We start from the raw sequence: 21,519 nt of genomic DNA, 5'->3' as shown, positions 1-21,519 counted from the left end.
GCTTCTTTTTGTTTTTTTTTATCGAAAGATTGTACTGGCGGTTTGAGGCAGAACGAGTGGATTATTTTAGGTTTATATTGTGCTGCTTCGGCCAGGCTTTGGCTTATTTGGAGGGGCTCCATCCCGGGAATGGGGTCACGTCCGCCTCGGGACTGAGCGCGAAACCCTTCGTTGGGCGGTTTTGACTTCGGTCAAAAGCTACTACACTAAAGCAGGAAAGCAATGCTTGATACATAAGGGATCAGTCTTAAAGAGAGCAATCAATAATGGAGTGGAAGGGGAAAAAAGAATGACATGGTTAACGAAATGGTCGTTTGGCAATAAGGGGGCTGTAGGTCTTCTAGTTGTCATGGCACTGGTGGTGGGGATAATGAGCTACACCTCGCTGCCGATGGAATTCATGCCGGAGGCCGATAATCCACAGATCACGGTTACAGTGCTTGGACCCGGTCAGGATGCGCATTCGATGGAAACCTCGGTTACCAAGCCGATTGAGGCGGCGACCTCTCAGGTGAAGGGCAAGACCGAACAAATGTCTACCTCCGGAGACGGATATGCCAAGGTAGACATATATTTTGACGGCAAGTCTGATATGAAGGAGGCGGCGCAGGAAGTCGAGAAAGCTGTGGGTACACTGCAGTTTCCCGAAGGTGTGATGGACCCGTTCATCATTCAGCTGAACACCTCAATGATTCCTGTCTCCCAGCTTACGCTGTCGTTCGATGATGGGCTCACCAAGAATAACCTTGAGATTGCCGAGAATACCATCATCCCTGAGCTGCAGAAGATCGAAGGGGTAGCCAGCGTAGCTTTGTATGGCAAGACAGCTCCTCAAGTTAGAGTGAAGCTTGATCCGAAGGCGATGGCGGCAAAAGGGGTACCCACTGCGCAGGTATTGGGGCTGCTTCAGGGGCGCAATGTTTCCGCCTCCATCGGCGAGCAGACGATCGGCGGCCAGACGGGGAATGTGAATGTAATCTCTTCGATCGACAGTATAGATACCTTGAAGCAGCTGCCGGTCGGGGCTGGAGCAAAGCTGCAGGATATTGCCGCTATTGAGGCCAAGATAGACCAGGAGAGCGTCAGCCGCTCCAATGGTAAAGATGTGCTGTTCGTCGTAATTACCAAGGAAGCAAATGCCAATGCAGTGGATGTAGGCGATAAGGTGCGCAGCGCTGCAGACGATATCAATGACAGAATTAAAAATGCCGAGGCCTCCGTCATTTTCAGCACCTCTGATATGGTGGTCACCTCCGTCAACAGCATGATGCGTGAAGTCCTGCTCGGTGCGTTGTTTGCCACAATCGTAATCCTGCTGTTCCTGCGCAACATCCGGGCTACGCTGATCACGGCGATATCCATTCCGCTGTCCCTGGCGGTTACCCTTTACCTGCTTAAGGTGTCGGGAATTACCCTGAACATTGTTACCTTAGGCGGGGTTGCCGTTGCTGTCGGACGGCTGGTGGATGACAGCATCGTGGTCATTGAGAATATTTACCGGCGTATGCAGAAGGAACCCTTGTCCCGTGATATGGTGATCAGCGCAACCCGCGAGGTGGCCAGAGCCATAACCAGCTCAACGCTTGCTACGGTGGCGGTATTTCTGCCGATGGGGCTGCTGCGCGGCGGACTGCAAGCTTTCTTGCTTCCGTTTGCCTTGACGGTAACTTACTCCTTGCTGACTTCGCTTGTTGTGGCACTGACCGTCGTTCCGCTGCTAAGCTCCTGGCTGCTGCGCGGCTCTTCCCTGAAGGAACATGAGCCCGCCGGATGGTTCACCCGTTTTCTCGATTGGAATCTGCAGCGCAAATGGCTCACGCTGAGCCTGGGTCTGGTGCTGTTAGTCGGCTCTATTGGCGCTTATATTGCCATGCCGAAGGCCGCTCTGGATGCTAGCGATGCCAGCAATGTCTCCGTTCAACTGGTATATCCGAATGATGTTCCGGTTTCGGAGGTGTTGAAGAATGGCAAGCTGCTGGAGCAGGAGCTGATGAACCAGCCGCAGGCCCAGACGGTCATCATGCAATCCGGGAACAGTGCCGATTCGGCGAAATGGGGCAGTGTTACCTCGCTGACCCAGGTGGATTATACAGTAATGATCAAAGAAGGAACAGATGCACAGGTATTTTTGGATCAAGTCCGCAGTCTTCAGGCTTCCTATACGGGGGCAACGCTGACCGCAAATGAAGCCAGCATGATGGGCTCAAGCTCCACCAGTGAATATGTCGATATTGTCGGCAATGATGTCGCAGCTATCAATACAATTGCTGAAGAGGTCGCCGCCAAGGTGAAGAGTATAGAAGGTGTGCAAAAGGTCAGCAGCAACATGGAGGATACCAAGCCGGTATTTGCCTTCAAGGTGAATCCTGCTGAAGCTAACGCCCAGGAAATCTCCATGCAGCTGGGGGCGATGCTCAATCCGGTTCCGCTGGGACAGATCCAACTGGACGGTTCTCCTGCCGGCGTTATCCTTGAACCTGTCATTCAGGCGGAATCACAGGAAGACCTGAAGAATATAACCATCATGACCGCCGCTGGTCCGCAGCCATTGTCGCAAGTGGCAGCCCTTGAGGTCACGGATCAGCCGGCCATGCTGTACCATAAGGACGGCAAACCTTATGTACGGATTACCGCAGAAGTGGATCCGAAGAAGGTATCAGCCATCGGTGCCGATATTAAAAAGCAGACAGACGGCATAACGCTGCCGGACGGTGTAACTCTGTTCGCAGGCGGAGCATCGGCAGACCAGGCCGGGGACTTCGGTGACCTTGGAATGACGGCGCTGATCTCAATCGGCCTGGTGTACCTGATTATGGTGCTCACCTTTAAGACGCTGCGTGCACCACTGGCAATTATGTTCTCGTTGCCGCTTGCAGCCATCGGAGCAATTGTAGCCCTGATCATATCCGGGGTAACGCCCGACTTCACCGCGTTGTTCGGCGCATTGATGCTGATTGGCATCGTGGTCACCAATGCGGTGGTGCTGATCGACCGCATCAAGCAGAATGAAGCGCATATGTCGATCCGCGAGTCCATTCTCGAAGCAACCGGCACACGGATGCGCCCGATTCTAATGACGGCGATTGCCACTGTCTGCGCCATGTTACCGCTGCTCTTCGGACATTCCGAGCAGGGCAGCATTGTCTCGCAGAGTCTGGCCATCGTAGTAATCGGCGGATTAACCGCAGCCACTCTGCTGACGCTGCTGGTCGTGCCGGCCATCTACGAGCTGCTGTACTTCCGCAAATCCGCCAAGGAACGTAAAAAGGCGGCAAAAGCTGCGGTTGCAGCATAGGCCGAACAAGGCAGGGAAGGCTTGTATCAGTGACAATTAAGGTCTTAGCTTGTGTTCGACACTTCCATTACGGAATGTGGAGTTCATGAGCTAAGGCTTTTTCATTTATCCTTATAAAATATTTACAATCAATAATATACATATAAAAACAAAATCCCCTACTGAATTATGTAAAATAATATGATTTTTTGTGTAAATATATAGTTTTAACACATATTCATATATAAAATACTTGTTTTTCCATGGGAATATATGTATGATTAATCTTGTAATAAAATAATAGGCGAGGGGGGAAGTTTTTCTTTTCGCTACACAATTTCTGTCGCCCGGTTTAGTAGTGTTCTTGTAAGTAGCAAGGATATGGTGAAGGATTCATTCCAACTCAATTACTAAAAGGAGATGTTTAATTGTGAAAAAAATTCAAAAATCAGCAATTGCGGCACTTTCTACTATGGCCATGCTCTTAGGATCTGTACCGGCTGCGTTCGCCGATGAAGCCGTTACTCCTGCTGCTGCTCCTGCGGCGCAGGAAGTTCAGGCAGCAAGCGGCGTTGTTACACCGCTGGCATTAGCTTATGGAAATGTAGGGGATCCGACTACGTATTATTATTTCGGCGGCACTACTACTGTTAATGTTTATGGCGTACCTGGAGGTGTTTACACAGTGTATGCTATCGACGAAAATGGTTCTTTTATCGACATAGGCATTGGTCAAATCACTTATCAAGGTTCTGTAAGCAGACAATTATGGGGCTATCACAAAATTTACGTATCTTCCAGTTTCCCAGGAACATTTTCCTTTAACTATTAATAATTATGGATTGATTTCTCCGCAATCGTAATTACTATCTTCATATAAACGTCAAAACCCCACCTGCCCAAATGGACAAGTGGGGTTTTTAGTATTTTCACTCTGTTCTTTAATAATCAGTCCGCTCTTTACGGATCAGTTCCCCGTGCTTTCATACCGCGACAGTCCGAAGCGGAAAATGCCGTAGGCCGCAGCTGCACTTCCTATCGCAGCTACCGGGGCCAGCATCCACCAGCCGGACCATTCGCTTTTGCCGAAGATATAAGCCGCCGGATAAAAGCTGATAAACGCATAAGGAAGCACAGTGGAGATAAACACCCGTACGGCCTGCGGGAACAGCGTGATCGGATATTTGGCCAGGTCGGACAAATTATGCACCATTAAGGGAAAGGCATTGCCGGCATTACGGATCCAGAAGGCTGCCGAATTGCCGGCCAGATTGATCGACACGCGGATAACTACTGCTGTCACAAGAAGCAGGGCAATAATTATGATTTTGCCAAAGGTCCAGTGGAGATGGGTGTGGACCAGTGCTTGCCAGACAATAACGCCGCCGATCAGCAGATTTCCGAGGCCGTTAATGCCGATGCCGGTACAGAACACCTGAAGCACGACAGGCACCGGCCGCAGCAGATAGCGGTCCATTTCTCCCATGTTGACCAATCTGCCCATACGCCAGGTCCCCTCGAAGAACAGGGAGGCAATGCCTTCGGTCAGAAAGATCATCGCGTACATAAAGGTGACTTCCCAGAACTGCCAGCCGTTGATGTCGGGAATCCGGTCATAGATGACCCAGAGGAAGACGAATCCCAGCACCTGTGTTAAGGCAGCTGAACACATTAGAATATAGAAATCCTTATTATATTCCATGATGGCTTTTAACTGCTGTATGTAGAGCCTTTTGTATAGATAGAACATGCGTGATAACTTCATGCTTCGCTCTCCTTCCGCCTAACCTCCATGAATCGTTACCTGACGTACTGCCCAGTTCCACATGCATTTTCCGGCAATCCAGAGTGCAATCCCCCAGAAGAATTGCAGGCCGATCAGCCTGACGCTCTCCCAAGTGTCCGCCTGTTCCAGAAAGATCATCGTCGGTGTGTGAATAATACTCTGAAAAGGCAGGAACAATGCGAGCTTTTCCAGCCAATCCGGGAAAAAGGCCAAGGGTACCAGCGCTCCGGATAGCAGGTTGGTCAGGGCGATTCTTGTCCAGACAATACCCATGGAGCCGGTCGACCAGAAGCATAATAATGCCGCAAGATAGACAACGCCGAACTTTACCAGGATCGCTCCGAGCAGACTGACGGCGAACAGCAGATAGACCAGCGCCGACTGCGGGAAGGTTACACCGGTCAGGAAGGTGGCAAACAGAACGAGCAACACCGTGCTCATTCCTCCTTCAAGCAGGTTGGAGCCCAAGGTTTCCGCAAATCTTGCGCTTTGAAAATCAATGGGCTTAAGCAAATCTACGGCAACGCTCCCATCGAGGATTTTGCCGGAAATGGATGTTTCGGAATACCAGGACAACACAGAGTTGGCCAGAAAGGTAACGAGCAAGTAGGTTTTCATCTGGTCCCAGGAATACCCGCCTACGATATCGCGGCCGCTATAAATGCCCTGCCACAAAAAGTAGATTGCCAGCAGATTGATCGAATTGGCCAGAAAGGTGATCACGTAAGAAGTCCGGTAAGCGAGAACATTTTGCAAGGACCGGTTGGCAATACTTCTGTATTTCTTAAGATTGGGTACAGGCATGACTGCGTTCGCTCCTCCTTATGCACCGGTTTCGTTCAGGTTCAGATTTCCGTCGTATACGGCTTTGATGACTTGCTCGATATTGGCATCCTCCATCCGGAAGTCAATCACCTCGCCATGCTTCATCACCCGGCTAACCACTTCGCTGGCGGTATATTCATAACGGTCAAAGGATACGGAGAACTCCTGATCATTCTGCAAGTCCAGCTTCATTCCCGGAGTCTGCGAAAGCTGCTGGTACAGCTCGGGCAATGGCGAGCCCACCTGGAAGAAGATCACCCGGTTTCTGGCGAAACGGGATTTGACTTCACTTAAGCTGCCGTCATAGATAATGGAGCCGTGGTCGATGATAATCAGCCGTTTGCAGAGGTCCTCAATATCACCCAGATCGTGGGTAGTCAGCATGACTGTAGTCTGCTGCTCTTGGTTGATCTTTTTGATGAATTCGCGGATCTTCTGCTTCACGGAGACGTCGAGGCCAATCGTCGGTTCATCCAGATACACAATCGGCGGGTTATGTAATAAAGCAGCAGCCAGATCCGCTCGCATACGTTGGCCGAGGGAGAGCTTCCGGGCAGATAAGTGAATAAATTCACGCATACCCAGCATCTCAATAAACATCTCCAAGTTGGTCTTGTACACAGCATCAGGGATCTGATAAATATCCTTCAGCAGGGAAAAGGACTCCACAATCGGAATATCCCACCACAGCTGTGTGCGCTGCCCGAATACCGCTCCGATCTGGGCGGCATTCTCCATTCTTTTCCGGTAAGGGTTGATACCGTTTACAGAAATACTGCCCGCGGTAGGCATTAGTATACCGGTCAGCATTTTGATGGTGGTGGACTTGCCAGCCCCGTTCGGCCCGACATAGGCCACCGTCTCACCTGCCTCGATGCTAAGGTCCAGCGACTGCACCGCCATCTTCTCAATATGCCTCGGGATCAGCAGATGCTTGACCGCGCCTTTGAGGCCGGGCTCCTTCACCGCCTGCATAAACGACTTGCTCAGTCCTTTAGCTTCAATAATACTCAAGGGTCATCCTCCTTCAGTGTTGATATTCCCATAAAAAGGCGTGTTCCGTTAATATAGCATTGCTGTAATGTCGAAAACTATCACAATAAATCGAAAGAATTATATTTTTATTAGTTTATGACGAATCCTGCAAAAAAACCTCTGTCTGATGAACATACGGATTTTATAGTGGAGCTATATCTGTCCATACTAGTCAATCTAATGATGCATGTTCTTAATTCGCTGATTTATGTTATAATACGTTTTTCTGAAATCGATTATAATAGATTATGGTAAAAATGGAGGTGGAGCTATTTGAGTATCTTTGACAAGACGAGAGTCTGGTGCCTGCCCGGGGACTTGAAGGAGGAACAACTTAAATTATTCCAGCCAGTCGCCATACAAGAAGGAGCAATACCTGCTGAATTGACAGCGGTTTCTTCGAATGAAAAAGGCAAGGACCGTATTTATCATACAGCAATGATTGCTTCCATCCGCAACGAAATGAAAAAAATCAGCCATTTTATCTCCATTCCTTATGTTGTGTTCTTAACTGGCAAGGAGGGCGTCATTCTGGAGCTGGTATCTTCCTCTCCAGATCTTCAAGCGGATATGCTTCAGGCCGGTGTGGGTGTCGGTGTCAGCCTAGGAGGGCAATATTCTGGTTTAAATGCGGTCTCGTTGGCTATGGAAATGAACTGTATAGGTGTAGTTAGAGGCGAGGAACATTCCAATATTGTATTTAAAGGATGGAATTGCGTATGTGCTCCGCTGCAGAGAGATGGCATAGTGTATGGTTATGTGGATATTTCCTTCAATAAAAATGAACAGATTGAATTTGCCATCCCCTTCGTGCAGCAGGTGGCTGAGAACATTTCGGAGAAGTGGATGGAGCAGCACCCGGAGATGCAGCAGTACCGGCTGGAGGCCAGTTTTCAGGAATTTAGACTGACTGCGCGCGAACAAGATGTGTCCCGGTTATGGCTGATGGAGAAAAGTGCGCTGCACATTGCCAACGAGCTGGGGATTAGCGAAGGCACAGTGCGTAACATGGTCAAGAACATCTACAGTAAAATGCGTGTGAATGACCGGTGGCAGTTCACCAAAAAGCTTGCGCATTAACAGATTTTATACATATAAAAAGAGCCGGCCCGCGATAATTGGTATCCAGGGCCGGCTCTTATTCAATTCTTATAGGGCCGGTTTAGGGATAATCAGCTTTAACCGCAAGAGCAGTTCAGTACTGGCTTGCGTGCGGCCTGCGTTTCATCCAGACGGCTGATCTCCGTAGTATGCGGAGCATTGATGACGATTTCCGGGGTCTCATGGGCTTCCTTGACGATTTGAATCATCGTTTCGATGAAGCCATCCAGCGTTTCCTTGCTTTCGGTTTCGGTCGGCTCAATCATCATACACTCTTCCACAGTCAGCGGGAAGTAGACGGTTGGCGGGTGGTAGCCGAAGTCGAGCAGGCGTTTGGCTACGTCCAGCGTGCGCACGCCGTATTGCTTAAGATTCTTGCCGGACATCACGAACTCGTGCTTGCAGACACCCGGATACGGAATTTCAAAATACGGTGCCAGCCGGTGCATCATATAGTTGGCATTCAGCACGGCGTTCTCGGAAACCCCGCGCAGGCCGTCCGGCCCGTAGGTGCGGATATAGGCATAGGCACGGACGAGAATTCCAAAGTTGCCGTAAAAGGCTTTGACCCGCCCGATGGATTCCGGGCCGCCATAGTTCAGCGAGAAGCTGTCATCTTCATTCTTGACCACTGTAGGCTGCGGAAGAAAAGGAATCAGCTTTGCCTTCACGCCGACAGGTCCGGCTCCCGGGCCGCCGCCCCCGTGCGGGGTGCTCATCGTCTTGTGCAAATTCAAATGCACCACATCGAAGCCCATGTCTCCGGGACGGGTAATGCCCATAATGGCATTGGAGTTGGCTCCATCGTAATAGAGCAGTCCGCCCGCTTCATGCACAATTGCGGCAATCTCCACAATCTGCGTTTCGAACAGGCCGAGTGTGCTGGGGTTGGTCAGCATCAGCGCGGCGGTATCGCTGCCGACAGCTGCCTTCAGCGCTTCAAGATCAACCATTCCTTTAGTATTGGAAGGAATCGTCACCGTATCAAGTCCGGCTGCTGCGGCGCTGGCCGGGTTGGTGCCATGCGAGGAGTCCGGCACAATCACCTTCGTGCGGGTTTCGCCGCGGCTCTCATGGTAGGCGCGAATCATCATCAGGCCAGTCCATTCACCATGTGCGCCTGCAGCAGGCTGCAGGGAGACGGCATCCATGCCGGTCAAAGCGGAAAGATCATTTTGCAGGGTGTACATCAGTTCCAGAGCACCCTGAATGCTTTCTTCCGGCTGGTAAGGATGAATCTTTGCCAGTCCCGGGAAGCGGGCAACATCTTCGTTGATCTTCGGATTGTATTTCATCGTGCAGGAGCCGAGCGGATAGAATCCGTTGTCAACGCCGAAGTTGCGGCGGGACAGCGCGGTGTAGTGGCGGATGACATCCACTTCGGATACTTCCGGCAGCACGGCCGGCTCGCTGCGGAGAAGTCCTGCAGGGATCAGTGCATCAAGGTTCTCGTCCTGCGGAACATCACACTGCGGCAGGGAGTAGGCCGAGCGGCCGGGACGGCTAAGCTCAAAGATCAGACTTTGTTCCGGTTTCATAAACAGCCCTCCAGTGCGCTGGCGAATTGGTCAATTTCGGTTTTGCTTCTTTTCTCCGTGACGGCAACCAGCATATGTCCGGCAAGCTCCGGATAATCACGGCCCAGATCGTAACCGCCGAGATAACCTGCTTTAATGAGCTTGGAATTAATCTCGCTGACTTCACTTCCTTTCGGAAGCTTCAGGACGAATTCGTTAAAGTAAGGAGCTGAGAACGCAGCTGCAGCACCGTTTATTTCACCAAGTTTGCCGGCGGCATAGTGGCTCTTGCGGATGTTCAGCCCGCCAACCTCGCGCATGCCTTCTTTGCCCATCACGGACAAATAGACGGAAGCGCACAGCGCCAGCAGCGCCTGGTTAGAGCAAATGTTCGAAGTGGCTTTTTCACGGCGGATATGCTGCTCGCGGGCTTGCAGCGTCAGCACGAAGCCGCGTTTGCCGTTCCGGTCAACGGTCTGGCCGACAATCCGGCCCGGCATGCGGCGCATCAGATGCTCCGCTACGGCGAAGAATCCGCAGGTTGGTCCGCCCAGCGAAGCCGGAATGCCCAGCGGCTGCGCGTCACCGACGACGATGTCGGCGCCGAGCTTGCCCGGCGTTTCCAGCACGCCGAGCGCCAGTGGGTTGGCGCTGACAATGAACAGACCTTTGACGCCGTGAATCAGCGGCTCGATGGCACCGAGATCTTCTATCGCGCCGAAGAAGTTCGGTGACTGCACCAGGACAGCCGCCGTGTCGCCGTTGATGGCTGCGGCAAGCTTCGCTTGGTCGGTTACACCGTCTTTATAGTCAATCTCTACGACATCGAGGCCCCAGGCACCTGCCGAAGTGCGCAACACCTGGCGGGCCTCCGGATGAACAGTTCGGGAGACAATCAGCTTTTTGCGTTTGGTGGCACCAGCTGCAAGTACTGCCGCTTCTGAGAAAGCCGTAGCGCCATCGTACATGCTGGCGTTGGCCACCTTCATGCCGGTCAGCTCACAAATGTAGGACTGGAATTCAAAGATCGCCTGCAGCTCGCCTTGGCTGATTTCCGGCTGGTAAGGAGTATAAGCAGTGTAGAATTCCGAACGGGAGATGACATGATTGATAACGACCGGGATATGATGGTCATAGAGGCCGGCGCCGAGGAAGCTGGCGTGGGTATCGAAATTGGCATTTTTGTCGGCCAGCTCTTTCATATGGCGCAGCAAGGCGTATTCATCCAGTGCCTCCGACATCGGCATAGTTCCCTGATAACGGACGGCCTCGGGGATATCGGAGAACAGCTCCTCCATGGACTGAATTCCGACTGCTTCCATCATTTCGTGGCGGTCTTGTTCAGTCATTGGCAGATAACGGTGCTTCATTGCGGCTTCACTCCCTGGCTCTTTTTGTAGAATGGCGCTTTGACCACGACAGCCTTGAGCTGCTTGCCGCGGATCTCTATGTTTACCTCTGTACCTATTTCACTGTAAGCTGCATCCAGCAGCGCAAGTCCGAGATTGCGTTTGAGTGTTGGAGACTGTGTTCCGGTAGTCACTTCACCGATCTTTACTCCATTCCCGTATACAGGGTAGTGGGAACGCGGAATGCCGCGGTCGATCATTTCCAGACCGACGAGGCGGCGGGGCAGACCGTCAGCCTTCTGCTTCAGCAGCGCATCACGGCCGATGAAATCTTCTTTATCCAGCTTCACGAAGAACTGCACGCCTGCTTCCAGCGGCGTAATATCCGCCGACAGCTCCTGGCCGTACAGCGGCAGCTTGGCTTCAAAGCGCAGCGTGTCGCGTGCGCCAAGACCGGCCGGTGTCAGGCCGTGTGGAGCCCCCGCTTCCAGCAGGCCGTTCCACAGCGCAGCCGCCGTATCCGGCGGCGCGTAGAGCTCGAATCCGTCCTCGCCGGTATATCCGGTGCGGGAGAGCAGAACGTTCACACCGCACACCTCGGCGTTCTCGATGAAGTGGAAAGGCTTCAGCTCAGCAATGGGAGCCGTTGTAACTTTGGAGAGGATGGCCTCAGCCAGCGGGCCCTGCAGGGCGAGCAGAAGAGTCTCATCCGAGATATTGCTCAGGCTGACTCCGCTGAATTCTGCGGTGAGATGATGCTGCAGCCACTGAAAGTCCTTGTCGATGTTGGAGGCGTTCACGACAAGCATGTAACGCTCTTCACCGAGGCGGTATACGAGCAAATCATCGACAACACCGCCGTTTGGATATAGAAGCAGCGTGTACTGCGCTCCACCGTCTGCCAGCTTGCTGACATCGTTGGTCGTCATTTTTTGCAGGAAGGCTTCCGAGCCGCTGCCGCTAACCATGAATTCACCCATATGTGACACATCGAACAGTCCGGCTTGTCCGCGGACGGCCTCATGCTCCTTGACGATTCCGGTAAACTGCACCGGCAGCTCCCAGCCGCCGAAGTCAATGCATCTGGACTCCGCATAAGCAGAATATAGGTCATAAAAAGGCGTTCTTTTCAAAGCGTTCATGTGCTCACTCCCTTGGTCTGATTACATGCAAGCCTAACGGGATTTCCTTTGCCGGCAGGGACGGAGTCCGTTTCTGCCCATTAAAAAAAGGACAGGCGGAAGCCAAATATGCGCACGCGCATATAGACTTCCGCTCTGTCCTTTGTACCTGAGAGTTACCCTGCTGTGAACCCGGCAGGTTTCCCCGTTGGTGACCAGTACGCTGCAATTGCAGGGCCTGATGCTCTCCAGAGATGCGTCCGGCAAAGGTCCTTTTGCCTGAGAGATTCACCCCGTAGAGGGCTTACTCCTTCGGCGCCGTCTTCAAGAGACGGTCTCTCCCTATGCCATCATTCGCAAACCGTATAATTTTCTGCTGTCTCCATTAAAGCGGGTATGGAGGTGCACTGTCAACAAAAAAACGTCAAAAAGATGACAAATTTTTATTTCCTGTCAGTTATATTGACATTGAGCAGGACGATAACTTAGTCTATAACTAAATTCACAACTCCAATTCGGAAATGAGGCGGCTTGAAATGAGTGAAGTGCTAGATAACCTGCTGTACAGCGAAGAGCATGAATGGGCGCAGCAGGGCGAAGGACGGTTAATACGTGTTGGGATTACGGACCATGCCCAGCATTTACTAGGCGATATCGTATTTGTGGAATTTCCTGAAGTTGGATCGGCTATTTCTGCCGGGGACAGCGTGGGCAGCATTGAATCCGTGAAGACGGTTTCCGAATTATACTCACCGGTATCGGGAACGGTTACCAAGATTAACGATGCACTGGAGAACAGCCCGGAGCTGATTAACGATCAGCCGTACAGCGGGGGCTGGATTTTTGAACTGGAGATCGAAGGCGAGTATGCTGACGCCGTATCGGGACTGCTGGACGCAGCCGCTTACCGTGAACGGGTTGGGGAATAGCAATTGGTTTTGTGGAAAATTAATTAAAGACGGATTTCGCGCATTAGCTGCACTAATGTGAGGAGTCTGTCTTTTTTGCGCTTTCAGCGGCTTGGGAAATCTGCAAGTCCCGGATAAAAATGTGGAGCCATCCGCCACAAGAGGGGCAGCAGTGCAAGGCCAATCATGACGAATAAACAGCATAGAAGGATAAATCTGTAGACTTTGCGAGGGGGTGCAGCCGGTCTGAGCACAAAGTAGTAAACGCCGATAGAGTAAAAGGGGTACAGCAGGACAGCTGCCATGGCCATGCAGACAAAAAAGGTCATCTCACCGGCTGAGCTGGGGATCATTGTGTCCGGGTAATACACGGGATCAAGCTGCAAAAAGATAACCACAAGCGGCACATAAGCGAAAAACAGGTGCAGAAAAAAGCAGCGGATGCGTCCGTTGCCGGCCAGACCGTAGAGCATCCACCAGACTCCCAGCCAGGGCAAGGCAAAAGCGCCGCCCGCAAGCAAAAAACGAACGGCGATTTGAATCAGCTTGCTTAGCGGATATACATTGGCTTGTTCGCCCCAGAAAAGGGAGTACGACGAGAGTAAAAGGAAATAAGCCATGCCCCAACGAAGAACGTAATGATTCCCTGGAGAAACGCGGTAACCAATAGCGAGACTAGTAGACGCAGATTCTTTAAAAATCGGGCGGGATCAGGTGATGCTGCGTTTAGAGTTTCCATACCTGCTCAGACTCCTTTAGAAGCAAATGTAACCTTTCATCATCTGCTGCTCTCCGGGCTGAAAGGCGGAATTATTCTTCGTCTTGAAGCTGCCGCAGCACGATTAGCTCGACACGGCGGTTTTTCTGTTTTCCAAGCAGCGTAGTATTGTCGGCAGCGGGCCGGGTATCGGCATAGCCTGCATACTGGAAGGTATCCGGATCCAGTCCTTCATTGTCGAGGAAGAAACGCAGGATGGAGAGCGCCCGTGCGCCTGACAGCTCCCAGTTGTCGTTATAGCGTGAGCCAACCGACACCGGGGTATTGTCGGTATGCCCCTCAATGCTGATGGATGCACCGATGCCGCGGAACAGGCCCGAGAGCTGGCGGAGCGCAGGGAATGCAGGTGCTTTCAGCTCGGCTTTGCCGGCATCGAACAGGAAACGGTCGCTAAGCGTAATGGCAATGCCCTGTGGTTTATCTGCAACAAAGATCTGATCCCCGAGGTTGTTGTCTTCAACATATTTGGTGATGACGCCCATCAATGAGGCCAGCTTTGCTTCCTGTTCCTTGAAAGCCAGTTCACGTGACGAAGGCGGCTGAGCCGCCTCTCCGGCATCGGCTGTGCCTGCAGCTTCGCTTCCTGTCCCATTATCCTGACTGTTTGCTGAGCCGCTGTTTTCCGTTTCTTGTTGGCTCTCCAGAATGCCATCGCCACCTTCAAGCACGGGGTTGCCGCTCCTGAACGTTTCTGAAAGGGAACCGGTGACAATCTTGTATTTCTGCACGTCCAGACTGCTCATGGCGAACATAATGACGAAAAATATAAGTAAAAGTGTAATGAGATCGGCATAAGTGATCATCCAGCGGTCATTGCTCTCCCGGCCTTCGGCGTGCTGCTTACGCCGGTTTCTCTGCCTCATAGCAGCCCTCTTGCATACTCATGCTCACGGCTTCCGGCAGAGTCCGCAGTGAAGGAGCTAAGCTTCTTGCGCACCAGCTGCGGATGATCCCCGTTCTGCAGGGCCAGAATGCCGACCAGCAGCATCTCCATGCCAGCCAGCTCGGTTTGGCTGCGGGATTTGATCTTGGAGGCAATGGGTAAAAATATTAGATTAGCGCTGGCTACACCGTAAAGCGTCGCTGTAAAAGCGACTGCGATGGATGCTCCCAGATTGGAAGGATCGGTCAGATTGCTGAGGACATGGATCAGTCCCATGACCGTCCCGATAATCCCCATCGTGGGTGCGTAGCCTCCGGCCGCCTCAAAAATTTTGGCGTAGCCGTTGTACTTTAACTCTTTGGCATCCATGTCCAGCTCCAGAATCTGGCGAACCTCGTCAGCATCTGTGCCATCAACGATCAGCAGCAATCCTTCACGGGTAAAGGGATTGGGATGTTCTTCAGCTTTTTGCTCCAGTAAGAGCACACCGCCGCGCCGGGTAATAGCAGCCATGGAGATCAGCTCCTCCGCGTTCTGCTCACTCAGGTCCGGATGCCTGCCGAAGGCCATGCGCAGTGCAGCAGGGATATGGCGCAGTTTAGATGCTGGAAAGCTGATGAGAACAGCGGCGAATGTGCCGCCAAAGACAATTAGTGCAGCATTAGGCTGCAGCAATCCGGAGAGATTGCCGCCTTCCCAAAAGAAGCCGCCGAGCATAGCGGCCAGTCCAGCCAGGAGGCCGATAATTGCGGTGATATCCATAGGTTATGACTCCTTACTTTTCTATATATTATGGTTTGCATGAATGTAGGCAACACTGTATAATAAACGGGAACAAGTATTCTTATCTTCCATATTTTTCAGGATTGTATGGAGAGCCAGTACTTAGGGCCACAATTATACTATACTACTATATTTTAGACGATAGAGGGGAGACGGGCAAATGAGCGATATTGTCGTCAGTACGAAGACTTTTGAACTGGAGTCCGAATACACACCCCAGGGCGATCAGCCTCATGCCATTGAGGAATTATTGGACGGCATCCGGCAGGGCAAGAAGCACCAGACGCTGCTGGGAGCGACGGGTACAGGTAAGACATTCACCGTCGCACAAGTGATTTCCAAGTTAAACCGCCCCACGCTGGTAATTGCGCACAACAAGACGCTTGCTGCGCAGCTGGCGAGTGAATTCAAAGAGTTTTTTCCGAACAATTCGGTAGATTACTTCGTCAGCTACTACGATTACTACCAGCCAGAGGCTTACATTCCCTCCTCCGACACCTACATCGAGAAAGATTCCAGCATCAATGAAGAGATAGATAAGCTGCGCCACTCCGCGACCAGTTCATTGTTTGAACGGCGTGATGTCATTATTGTAGCGAGCGTATCTTGCATTTATGGCCTCGGTTCGCCGAAGGAATACGGAAGCCTCCTGCTCTCGCTGCGGGTAGGGATGGAGAAGCCACGCAACCAGATCTTAAGCAGATTAGTAGATATCCAGTATCAGCGCAATGACATGAATTTTGTCCGCGGTACATTCCGTGTGCGCGGCGATGTGGTTGAGATCTTCCCGGCATCACAGGGAGAACATGCCATCCGGGTAGAACTGTTCGGCGACGAGATTGAACGAATTACCGAGATTGACGTGCTGACCGGAGAATTAATCGGTGAACGTGAGCATATCGCGATCTTTCCGGCATCTCACTTTGTAACCCAGGAAGAAACGATGAAGGTAGCGATCGTCAACATTGAACGTGAACTGGAGGAACGGCTGGCCGTTCTTCGCGACGCAGGCAAGCTGCTGGAAGCCCAGCGGCTGGAGCAGCGGACGCGTTATGACATCGAGATGATGAAGGAGGTCGGCTTCTGCTCCGGGATTGAGAACTATTCGGGACCGCTCACCTTCCGTGAGCCGGGAGCAACCCCTTATACCTTGATGGACTACTTCCCGGATGACATGCTGATTATTATTGATGAATCTCATGTTACCCTCCCGCAGATCAGGGCCATGTATAACGGTGACCGTGCGCGGAAGACCGTCCTGGTAGAGCATGGATTCCGCTTGCCGTCAGCGCTGGATAACCGGCCGCTTCAGTTTGAGGAGTTCGAAGACAAGGTAAGCCAGATTGTCTATGTGTCCGCTACGCCAGGTCCATACGAAATGGAACACTGCGATACGATGGTGCAGCAGATTATCCGCCCTACCGGTCTGCTTGATCCGATTATTGAGGTGCGTCCAACAGAAGGCCAGATCGATGATCTGATCAGTGAGATCCGCGAGCGTGTGGAACGCGATGAACGGGTACTGGTAACGACACTTACGAAGAAAATGTCTGAGGATCTGACCGATTACTTCAAGGAGATCGGGATCAAGGTCCGATATATGCATTCTGACATCAAGACGCTGGAGCGGATGGCGATTCTGCGTGATCTGCGTCTCGGTACGTTCCATGTCCTCGTGGGTATCAACTTATTAAGAGAAGGACTGGACCTGCCAGAGGTATCCCTTGTCGCGATTCTCGACGCCGACAAGGAAGGTTTCCTCCGTTCTGAGCGCTCACTGATTCAGACTATCGGCCGTGCCGCCCGTAACTCTGGCGGCCGCGTCATTATGTATGGTGACCGTATTACGGATTCCATGGAGAAAGCTATGAGCGAAACCGAACGCCGCCGGGCGATCCAGATTGCCTATAATGAGAAGCATGGAATCACCCCGACGACGATCAACAAGAAAATCCGCGAAATCATCGAGGCGACCAAGGTCGCCGAATCCAAGGCCGAATATCTCACTGGCGTGGGCGGCAAGATGAGCAAGAAGGACCGCCAAAGCCTGATGCAGCGTCTGGAGGCCGAGATGAAGGACGCCGCCAAGAACCTGCAATTCGAGCGCGCCGCCGAGCTGCGTGATGCTTTGCTGGAGCTGCGTGCCGAGTAAATATTTAAGCGAGTACCGGAACGGCGCTTCCCAGGCCGTTCTTTTTAGATAAACTGCTCCGTTGGCTGTTGTCAGCGCATCCCGAAGGGACAGCCGTCTTGGCGGTTTCCAGTTTTAGCGCATCCCGAAGGGACAGCCGTCTTGGCGGGTTTCCGGTTTTAGCGCATCCCGCAGGGACAGCCGCTCTGAAGGTTTTCAGTTTTAGCGCATCCCGCAGGGACAGCCGTCCTGAAGGTTTTCGGTTTTAGCGCATCCCGCAGGGACAGCCGTCCTGAAGGTTTTCGGTTTTAGCGCATCCCGAAGGGACAGCATCCCGGCACGCAGCAGCATGCAGCGTGCCGGCCAGTGGAGCACTGACGTTGAAGCGGTCCCTGTAGGGACAAGCGCTCCGAGCACCATAACAGCTAAGTACAGCACCACCCATCTCCTTCGCCAACCTTGCGGGTGTCCAGAGGGCGCAGCCCTTGGGGCCCTCCCTTGGAAGGGAGGGTTTGGGAGGGATCGGAAATATTTTGAAATGTGGCTTTTAAATAAGGCTTTGAACTAGTTTTGAACTAAATGATTTATATAAAGGAGAGGTACCGTTGGCGAACGAAAATATAGTAATCAAAGGCGCTAGGGCGCATAATCTCAAGAACATTGACGTAACGATTCCGCGGGACCGCTTCGTCGTGCTTACGGGACTTAGCGGCTCCGGCAAATCGTCGCTGGCGTTCGATACGATCTACGCGGAGGGACAGCGCCGTTATGTCGAGTCCTTGTCGGCGTATGCCCGCCAGTTCCTGGGCCAGATGGAGAAGCCGGACGTTGATTCCATTGACGGATTATCTCCGGCAATATCGATCGACCAGAAGACTACAAGCCGCAATCCGCGCTCAACGGTAGGTACGGTTACGGAGATTTATGACTATTTGCGGCTGTTATTTGCCCGGGTCGGCCATCCTCATTGCCCGGATCACGGGATCGAAATTACATCACAGACCGTCGAACAGATGGTGGACCGGATTATGCAGTATCCCGAGAAGACGCGGCTGCAGATTCTGGCACCGGTTATTTCCGGGCGCAAGGGTGAACACAAGGGGCTGTTCTCGGACATCTCCAAGCAGGGATTTGTCCGTGTGCGCGTTGATGGCGAGCTGCGGGAAGTTACTGAAGATATTCAACTGGAGAAGAACAAGAAGCATACCATCGAGGTCGTGGTTGACCGTATTGTCATCAAGGATGATATGGAGACTCGTCTGACTGACTCACTTGAAACAGCCTTGAAGCTCTCGGGTGGACAGATTCTGGTTGATGTCATCGGCCAGGAAGAACTTCTGTTCAGTTCGAATTTTGCTTGTCCGGTATGCGGATTTAGTATTGAAGAGCTGGCACCGCGGATGTTCTCCTTCAACAGCCCTTTCGGCGCTTGTCCTGAGTGTGATGGGCTTGGTGTGAATATGGTTGTCGACCCCGATCTATTAATTCCGGATTCCGAGAAATCGATTGAAGAAGGGGCATTTCTGGCCTGGACCGGCAGCACATCGAACTACTACCCGCAGTTTCTGAAATCGGTCTGTGAGCACTTTAAGATTCCGCAAAATGTTCCTGTAAACAGCCTGACTCCTGAACACATGAACAAGCTGCTCCACGGCACAGGCAGCGAGAAAATCCGGTTCCGGTATGAAAATGACTTCGGCCAGAAAAAAGATGCGCTGGTTGCCTTTGAAGGAATTATTCCGAATCTGGAACGACGTTACCGTGATACGGCATCGGATGGAATCCGTGAGTTTATCGAAGGTTTCATGAGCGCCAAGCCTTGTAATGTGTGCAAGGGAAAACGGCTGAAGAAAGAAATTCTTGCGGTCACAATTAATGAGCAGAATGTAGCGGATGTTACGGATCTCTCGATCGGCGACTGTTTGAACTTCTTTGATAATCTGGTGCTTAGCGAGAAGGAAACGGCCATTGCCCATCTTATCCTGAAAGAGATTAGCAGCAGACTTGGCTTCCTGGTGAATGTGGGTCTGAATTATTTGACACTCAGCCGTGCGGCAGGTTCACTCTCCGGTGGTGAGGCGCAGCGGATCAGATTGGCGACGCAGATTGGCTCCAGCTTGATGGGCGTTCTGTACATCCTGGACGAGCCAAGTATTGGTCTGCATCAACGGGACAATGACCGGCTGATCGCCACACTGGGGCATATGCGCGATCTCGGCAACACATTAATTGTGGTTGAGCATGATGAAGATACGATGATGGCAGCAGACTATATTATTGATATCGGACCGGGTGCCGGTATCCACGGCGGACAGGTTATTGCCCAAGGGACGCCGCAGGAAATCATGAAAGACCCGAATTCCTTGACCGGAGACTACTTAAGCGGACGCAAGTTTATTCCGGTTACGTCCAAACGGCGGCCAACCGATGACCGCTGGCTGGAAATTCGCGGAGCCAAAGAGAATAACCTGAAGAACGTAAATGTCAAGATTCCGCTGGGCGTCTTTACTGCAGTGACTGGAGTTTCCGGTTCCGGCAAATCGTCGCTGGTTAATGAAATCCTCTATAAGAGCCTGGCCCGTCAGTTGAATAAGGCCGTTAAGGTCCGTCCCGGCCTGCATAAGGAAATTCGCGGTCTGGACAATTTGGACAAGGTCATAGAGATCGACCAATCGCCGATCGGCCGCACGCCGCGTTCCAATCCGGCTACCTATACCGGGGTGTTCGATGATATTCGTGATTTGTTCTCCAAAACCAATGAAGCCAAGGTGCGCGGATTCCAGAAGGGCCGCTTCAGCTTCAACGTCAAAGGCGGCCGTTGCGAGGCCTGCCGTGGAGACGGAATTATCAAGATTGAAATGCACTTCCTGCCGGATGTCTATGTTCCTTGCGAAGTATGCAAAGGCAAACGATACAACCGCGAAACGCTGGAAGTGAAATACAAGGGCAAAAACATCTCTGATGTGCTGGAGATGACGGTAGAGGATGCAACCGGGTTCTTCCAGAACATCCCGCGCATCCACCGCAAAATGCAGACCTTGCTGGATGTGGGTCTTGGGTACATCAAGATTGGCCAGCCGGGAACGACGTTGTCCGGGGGTGAAGCGCAGCGCGTTAAGCTGGCTTCCGAGCTGTACCGCCGCAGTACCGGCAAGACATTGTACATTCTGGATGAACCGACAACAGGGCTGCATGTGGATGACATCGGCCGCCTGCTGGAGGTACTGCACCGCCTGGTGGATTCCGGCGAATCCGTTCTGGTCATCGAACATAACCTCGATGTGATCAAGACGGCCGATTATGTTATTGATATGGGACCGGAAGGCGGCAGCGGCGGGGGAACGGTACTGGCTACAGGGACACCGGAGAAGTTAATCACCGTTGCGGAGTCCTATACCGGCAAATACCTGAAGCCGATTCTGATCCGCGATACAGAGCGGACTGAAGCTCTGCAGCTGCAGACGTCGGAGACAGTATAACTGCACTTGCTGCAGTTATATTCACTGAATGAGCGCCACAAGCAGATATAATTGTATTCTGTGCAGCTATTTCTTGCAAAAGGGGCGTTTCTAAGCCATTCAAGTGAAAATAGCTGCACGAAATACACTTAAGTTTCCTACAGGTCAAGATCGTCCGATTTAATTGCGTTATTTACATCTAGTCTTATCCGGGTGCACATATAGGTATCAGATCACACTTGTACGAGATTGCCTTTTTGAGCGGGGTACACTTCATTTTGAAGTTTGTAAGTAGCAATCGCCCACAAAGAACTAAAGAGCCACAGCATCTTCGCCGTGGTTCTTTTAGTTTTTGGGATTTATTTTTCAATAATCATTCAGATAATGTTCAGTCAGTCTTGCTGTACTCTGCCAAATTAAAGCTTGGTCAGCTCAGCAAGCTTTGTACCTCAAGCAGGCTTGAAAGCCATTTAGAAATAAGGACAGTTAATAGTTGAATCAGGCATATCGGGAGCATGTCCGCAGTAAGATTCAAAGAGAAGGATTTGCGTTACATATAATTTGCTCTTT

The 21,519-nt window shown here is 51.8% G+C and carries 16 protein-coding genes and 1 riboswitch; of the genes, 6 read left to right on the top strand and 10 right to left on the bottom strand.

From position 1 onward, the window contains the following. The first annotated feature begins 289 nt into the window (after nt 1-289). On the top strand, nt 290-3,295 hold the full coding sequence (locus NST99_RS30780; RefSeq protein WP_341096719.1) for an efflux RND transporter permease subunit: 3,006 nt from the start codon (nt 290-292) through the stop codon (nt 3,293-3,295). A 409-nt stretch (nt 3,296-3,704) separates the two neighbouring features. After that, nucleotides 3,705-4,106, top strand: coding sequence for a hypothetical protein (locus tag NST99_RS30775; protein ID WP_341096718.1), 402 nt, complete (start codon nt 3,705-3,707; stop codon nt 4,104-4,106). 135 nt (nt 4,107-4,241) lie between these two features. On the opposite strand, the gene NST99_RS30770 is transcribed toward NST99_RS30775, so the two are convergent. The 3 genes from NST99_RS30770 to NST99_RS30760 are packed head-to-tail and all read right to left on the bottom strand — an operon-like array spanning nt 4,242 to nt 6,899. After that, a complete protein-coding gene (locus tag NST99_RS30770; protein ID WP_341096717.1) occupies nt 4,242-5,039 on the bottom strand; it encodes an ABC transporter permease in 798 nt (265 codons plus the stop codon). Nucleotides 5,040-5,057: 18 nt separating this feature from the next. After that, nucleotides 5,058-5,864, bottom strand: a complete 807-nt coding sequence (locus NST99_RS30765; RefSeq protein WP_341096715.1) for an ABC transporter permease — start codon at nt 5,862-5,864, stop codon at nt 5,058-5,060. A gap of 18 nt (nt 5,865-5,882) precedes the next feature. After that, on the bottom strand, nt 5,883-6,899 hold the full coding sequence (locus NST99_RS30760; protein ID WP_038597244.1) for an ABC transporter ATP-binding protein: 1,017 nt from the start codon (nt 6,897-6,899) through the stop codon (nt 5,883-5,885). 294 nt (nt 6,900-7,193) lie between these two features. On the opposite strand from NST99_RS30760, the gene NST99_RS30755 reads away from it, so the two are divergent. Continuing rightward, nucleotides 7,194-8,000 carry a LuxR C-terminal-related transcriptional regulator gene (locus NST99_RS30755; RefSeq protein ID WP_341096713.1) on the top strand — a complete coding sequence of 269 codons (807 nt, stop codon included), beginning with the start codon at nt 7,194-7,196 and terminating at the stop codon, nt 7,998-8,000. 98 nt (nt 8,001-8,098) lie between these two features. Here NST99_RS30755 and gcvPB read toward each other — a convergent pair whose 3' ends face one another. Genes gcvPB through gcvT form a run of 3 tightly spaced genes read right to left on the bottom strand, consistent with a single transcriptional unit; the run spans nt 8,099 to nt 12,029 of the window. Then, nucleotides 8,099-9,559, bottom strand: coding sequence for an aminomethyl-transferring glycine dehydrogenase subunit GcvPB (gene gcvPB, locus NST99_RS30750; protein WP_341096711.1), 1,461 nt, complete (start codon nt 9,557-9,559; stop codon nt 8,099-8,101). Continuing rightward, nucleotides 9,556-10,908, bottom strand: a complete 1,353-nt coding sequence (gcvPA, locus tag NST99_RS30745) for an aminomethyl-transferring glycine dehydrogenase subunit GcvPA (RefSeq protein WP_341096710.1) — start codon at nt 10,906-10,908, stop codon at nt 9,556-9,558. Before gcvPA ends, gcvPB begins: the two co-directional genes overlap by 4 nt. Then, nucleotides 10,905-12,029 (bottom strand): glycine cleavage system aminomethyltransferase GcvT, encoded by a 1,125-nt coding sequence (gene gcvT / locus NST99_RS30740; protein WP_341096709.1) that lies wholly within the window; start codon nt 12,027-12,029, stop codon nt 10,905-10,907. The genes gcvPA and gcvT overlap by 4 nt, the downstream gene beginning before the upstream one ends. 236 nt (nt 12,030-12,265) lie before the next feature. Further along, nucleotides 12,266-12,362, bottom strand: a riboswitch (glycine riboswitch). Nucleotides 12,363-12,544: 182 nt separating this feature from the next. On the opposite strand from gcvT, the gene gcvH reads away from it, so the two are divergent. Further along, nucleotides 12,545-12,937, top strand: a complete 393-nt coding sequence (gene gcvH, locus NST99_RS30735; RefSeq protein WP_038597232.1) for a glycine cleavage system protein GcvH — start codon at nt 12,545-12,547, stop codon at nt 12,935-12,937. Nucleotides 12,938-13,020: 83 nt separating this feature from the next. On the opposite strand, the gene NST99_RS30730 is transcribed toward gcvH, so the two are convergent. From NST99_RS30730 to NST99_RS30720, 3 genes are all read right to left on the bottom strand, one after another. Then, entirely contained in the window at nt 13,021-13,536 is a 516-nt protein-coding gene (locus NST99_RS30730) for a hypothetical protein (protein ID WP_341096706.1), read from the bottom strand. A gap of 190 nt (nt 13,537-13,726) precedes the next feature. Then, nucleotides 13,727-14,557 (bottom strand): flagellar motor protein MotB, encoded by an 831-nt coding sequence (locus tag NST99_RS30725; protein ID WP_341096705.1) that lies wholly within the window; start codon nt 14,555-14,557, stop codon nt 13,727-13,729. Next, nucleotides 14,554-15,339 (bottom strand): flagellar motor protein, encoded by a 786-nt coding sequence (locus NST99_RS30720; protein WP_341096704.1) that lies wholly within the window; start codon nt 15,337-15,339, stop codon nt 14,554-14,556. Before NST99_RS30720 ends, NST99_RS30725 begins: the two co-directional genes overlap by 4 nt. 181 nt (nt 15,340-15,520) lie before the next feature. On the opposite strand from NST99_RS30720, the gene uvrB reads away from it, so the two are divergent. Further along, a complete protein-coding gene (gene uvrB, locus NST99_RS30715) occupies nt 15,521-17,512 on the top strand; it encodes an excinuclease ABC subunit UvrB (protein ID WP_341096703.1) in 1,992 nt (663 codons plus the stop codon). 201 nt (nt 17,513-17,713) lie between these two features. On the opposite strand, the gene NST99_RS30710 is transcribed toward uvrB, so the two are convergent. Next, entirely contained in the window at nt 17,714-17,929 is a 216-nt protein-coding gene (locus NST99_RS30710; protein ID WP_341096702.1) for a hypothetical protein, read from the bottom strand. 167 nt (nt 17,930-18,096) lie between these two features. Here NST99_RS30710 and uvrA point away from each other — a divergent pair, with 167 nt between their 5' ends. Further along, a complete protein-coding gene (gene uvrA, locus NST99_RS30705) occupies nt 18,097-20,970 on the top strand; it encodes an excinuclease ABC subunit UvrA (RefSeq protein ID WP_341096700.1) in 2,874 nt (957 codons plus the stop codon). Nucleotides 20,971-21,519: the final 549 nt, after the last annotated feature.

This window comes from Paenibacillus sp. FSL L8-0470 (assembly GCF_038008625.1).
Taxonomy (GTDB): Bacteria; Bacillota; Bacilli; order Paenibacillales; family Paenibacillaceae; genus Paenibacillus_AQ.
The sequence above is the reverse complement of the archived record's forward strand: the minus strand, read 5'-3'. Positions and strand labels throughout refer to the sequence as shown.

Excerpts from the sequence above, each read along its gene's own strand:
- NST99_RS30780 (WP_341096719.1), top strand. The coding sequence starts at position 290 with ATGACATGGTTAACGAAATGGTCGTTTGGCAATAAGGGGGCTGTAGGT.
- NST99_RS30770 (WP_341096717.1), bottom strand. The coding sequence starts at position 5,039 with ATGAAGTTATCACGCATGTTCTATCTATACAAAAGGCTCTACATACAG.
- NST99_RS30765 (WP_341096715.1), bottom strand. The coding sequence starts at position 5,864 with ATGCCTGTACCCAATCTTAAGAAATACAGAAGTATTGCCAACCGGTCC.
- gcvPB (WP_341096711.1), bottom strand. The coding sequence starts at position 9,559 with ATGAAACCGGAACAAAGTCTGATCTTTGAGCTTAGCCGTCCCGGCCGC.
- gcvPA (WP_341096710.1), bottom strand. The coding sequence starts at position 10,908 with ATGAAGCACCGTTATCTGCCAATGACTGAACAAGACCGCCACGAAATG.
- gcvT (WP_341096709.1), bottom strand. The coding sequence starts at position 12,029 with ATGAACGCTTTGAAAAGAACGCCTTTTTATGACCTATATTCTGCTTAT.
- gcvH (WP_038597232.1), top strand. The coding sequence starts at position 12,545 with ATGAGTGAAGTGCTAGATAACCTGCTGTACAGCGAAGAGCATGAATGG.
- NST99_RS30730 (WP_341096706.1), bottom strand. The coding sequence starts at position 13,536 with ATGGCTTATTTCCTTTTACTCTCGTCGTACTCCCTTTTCTGGGGCGAA.
- NST99_RS30725 (WP_341096705.1), bottom strand. The coding sequence starts at position 14,557 with ATGAGGCAGAGAAACCGGCGTAAGCAGCACGCCGAAGGCCGGGAGAGC.
- NST99_RS30720 (WP_341096704.1), bottom strand. The coding sequence starts at position 15,339 with ATGGATATCACCGCAATTATCGGCCTCCTGGCTGGACTGGCCGCTATG.
- uvrB (WP_341096703.1), top strand. The coding sequence starts at position 15,521 with ATGAGCGATATTGTCGTCAGTACGAAGACTTTTGAACTGGAGTCCGAA.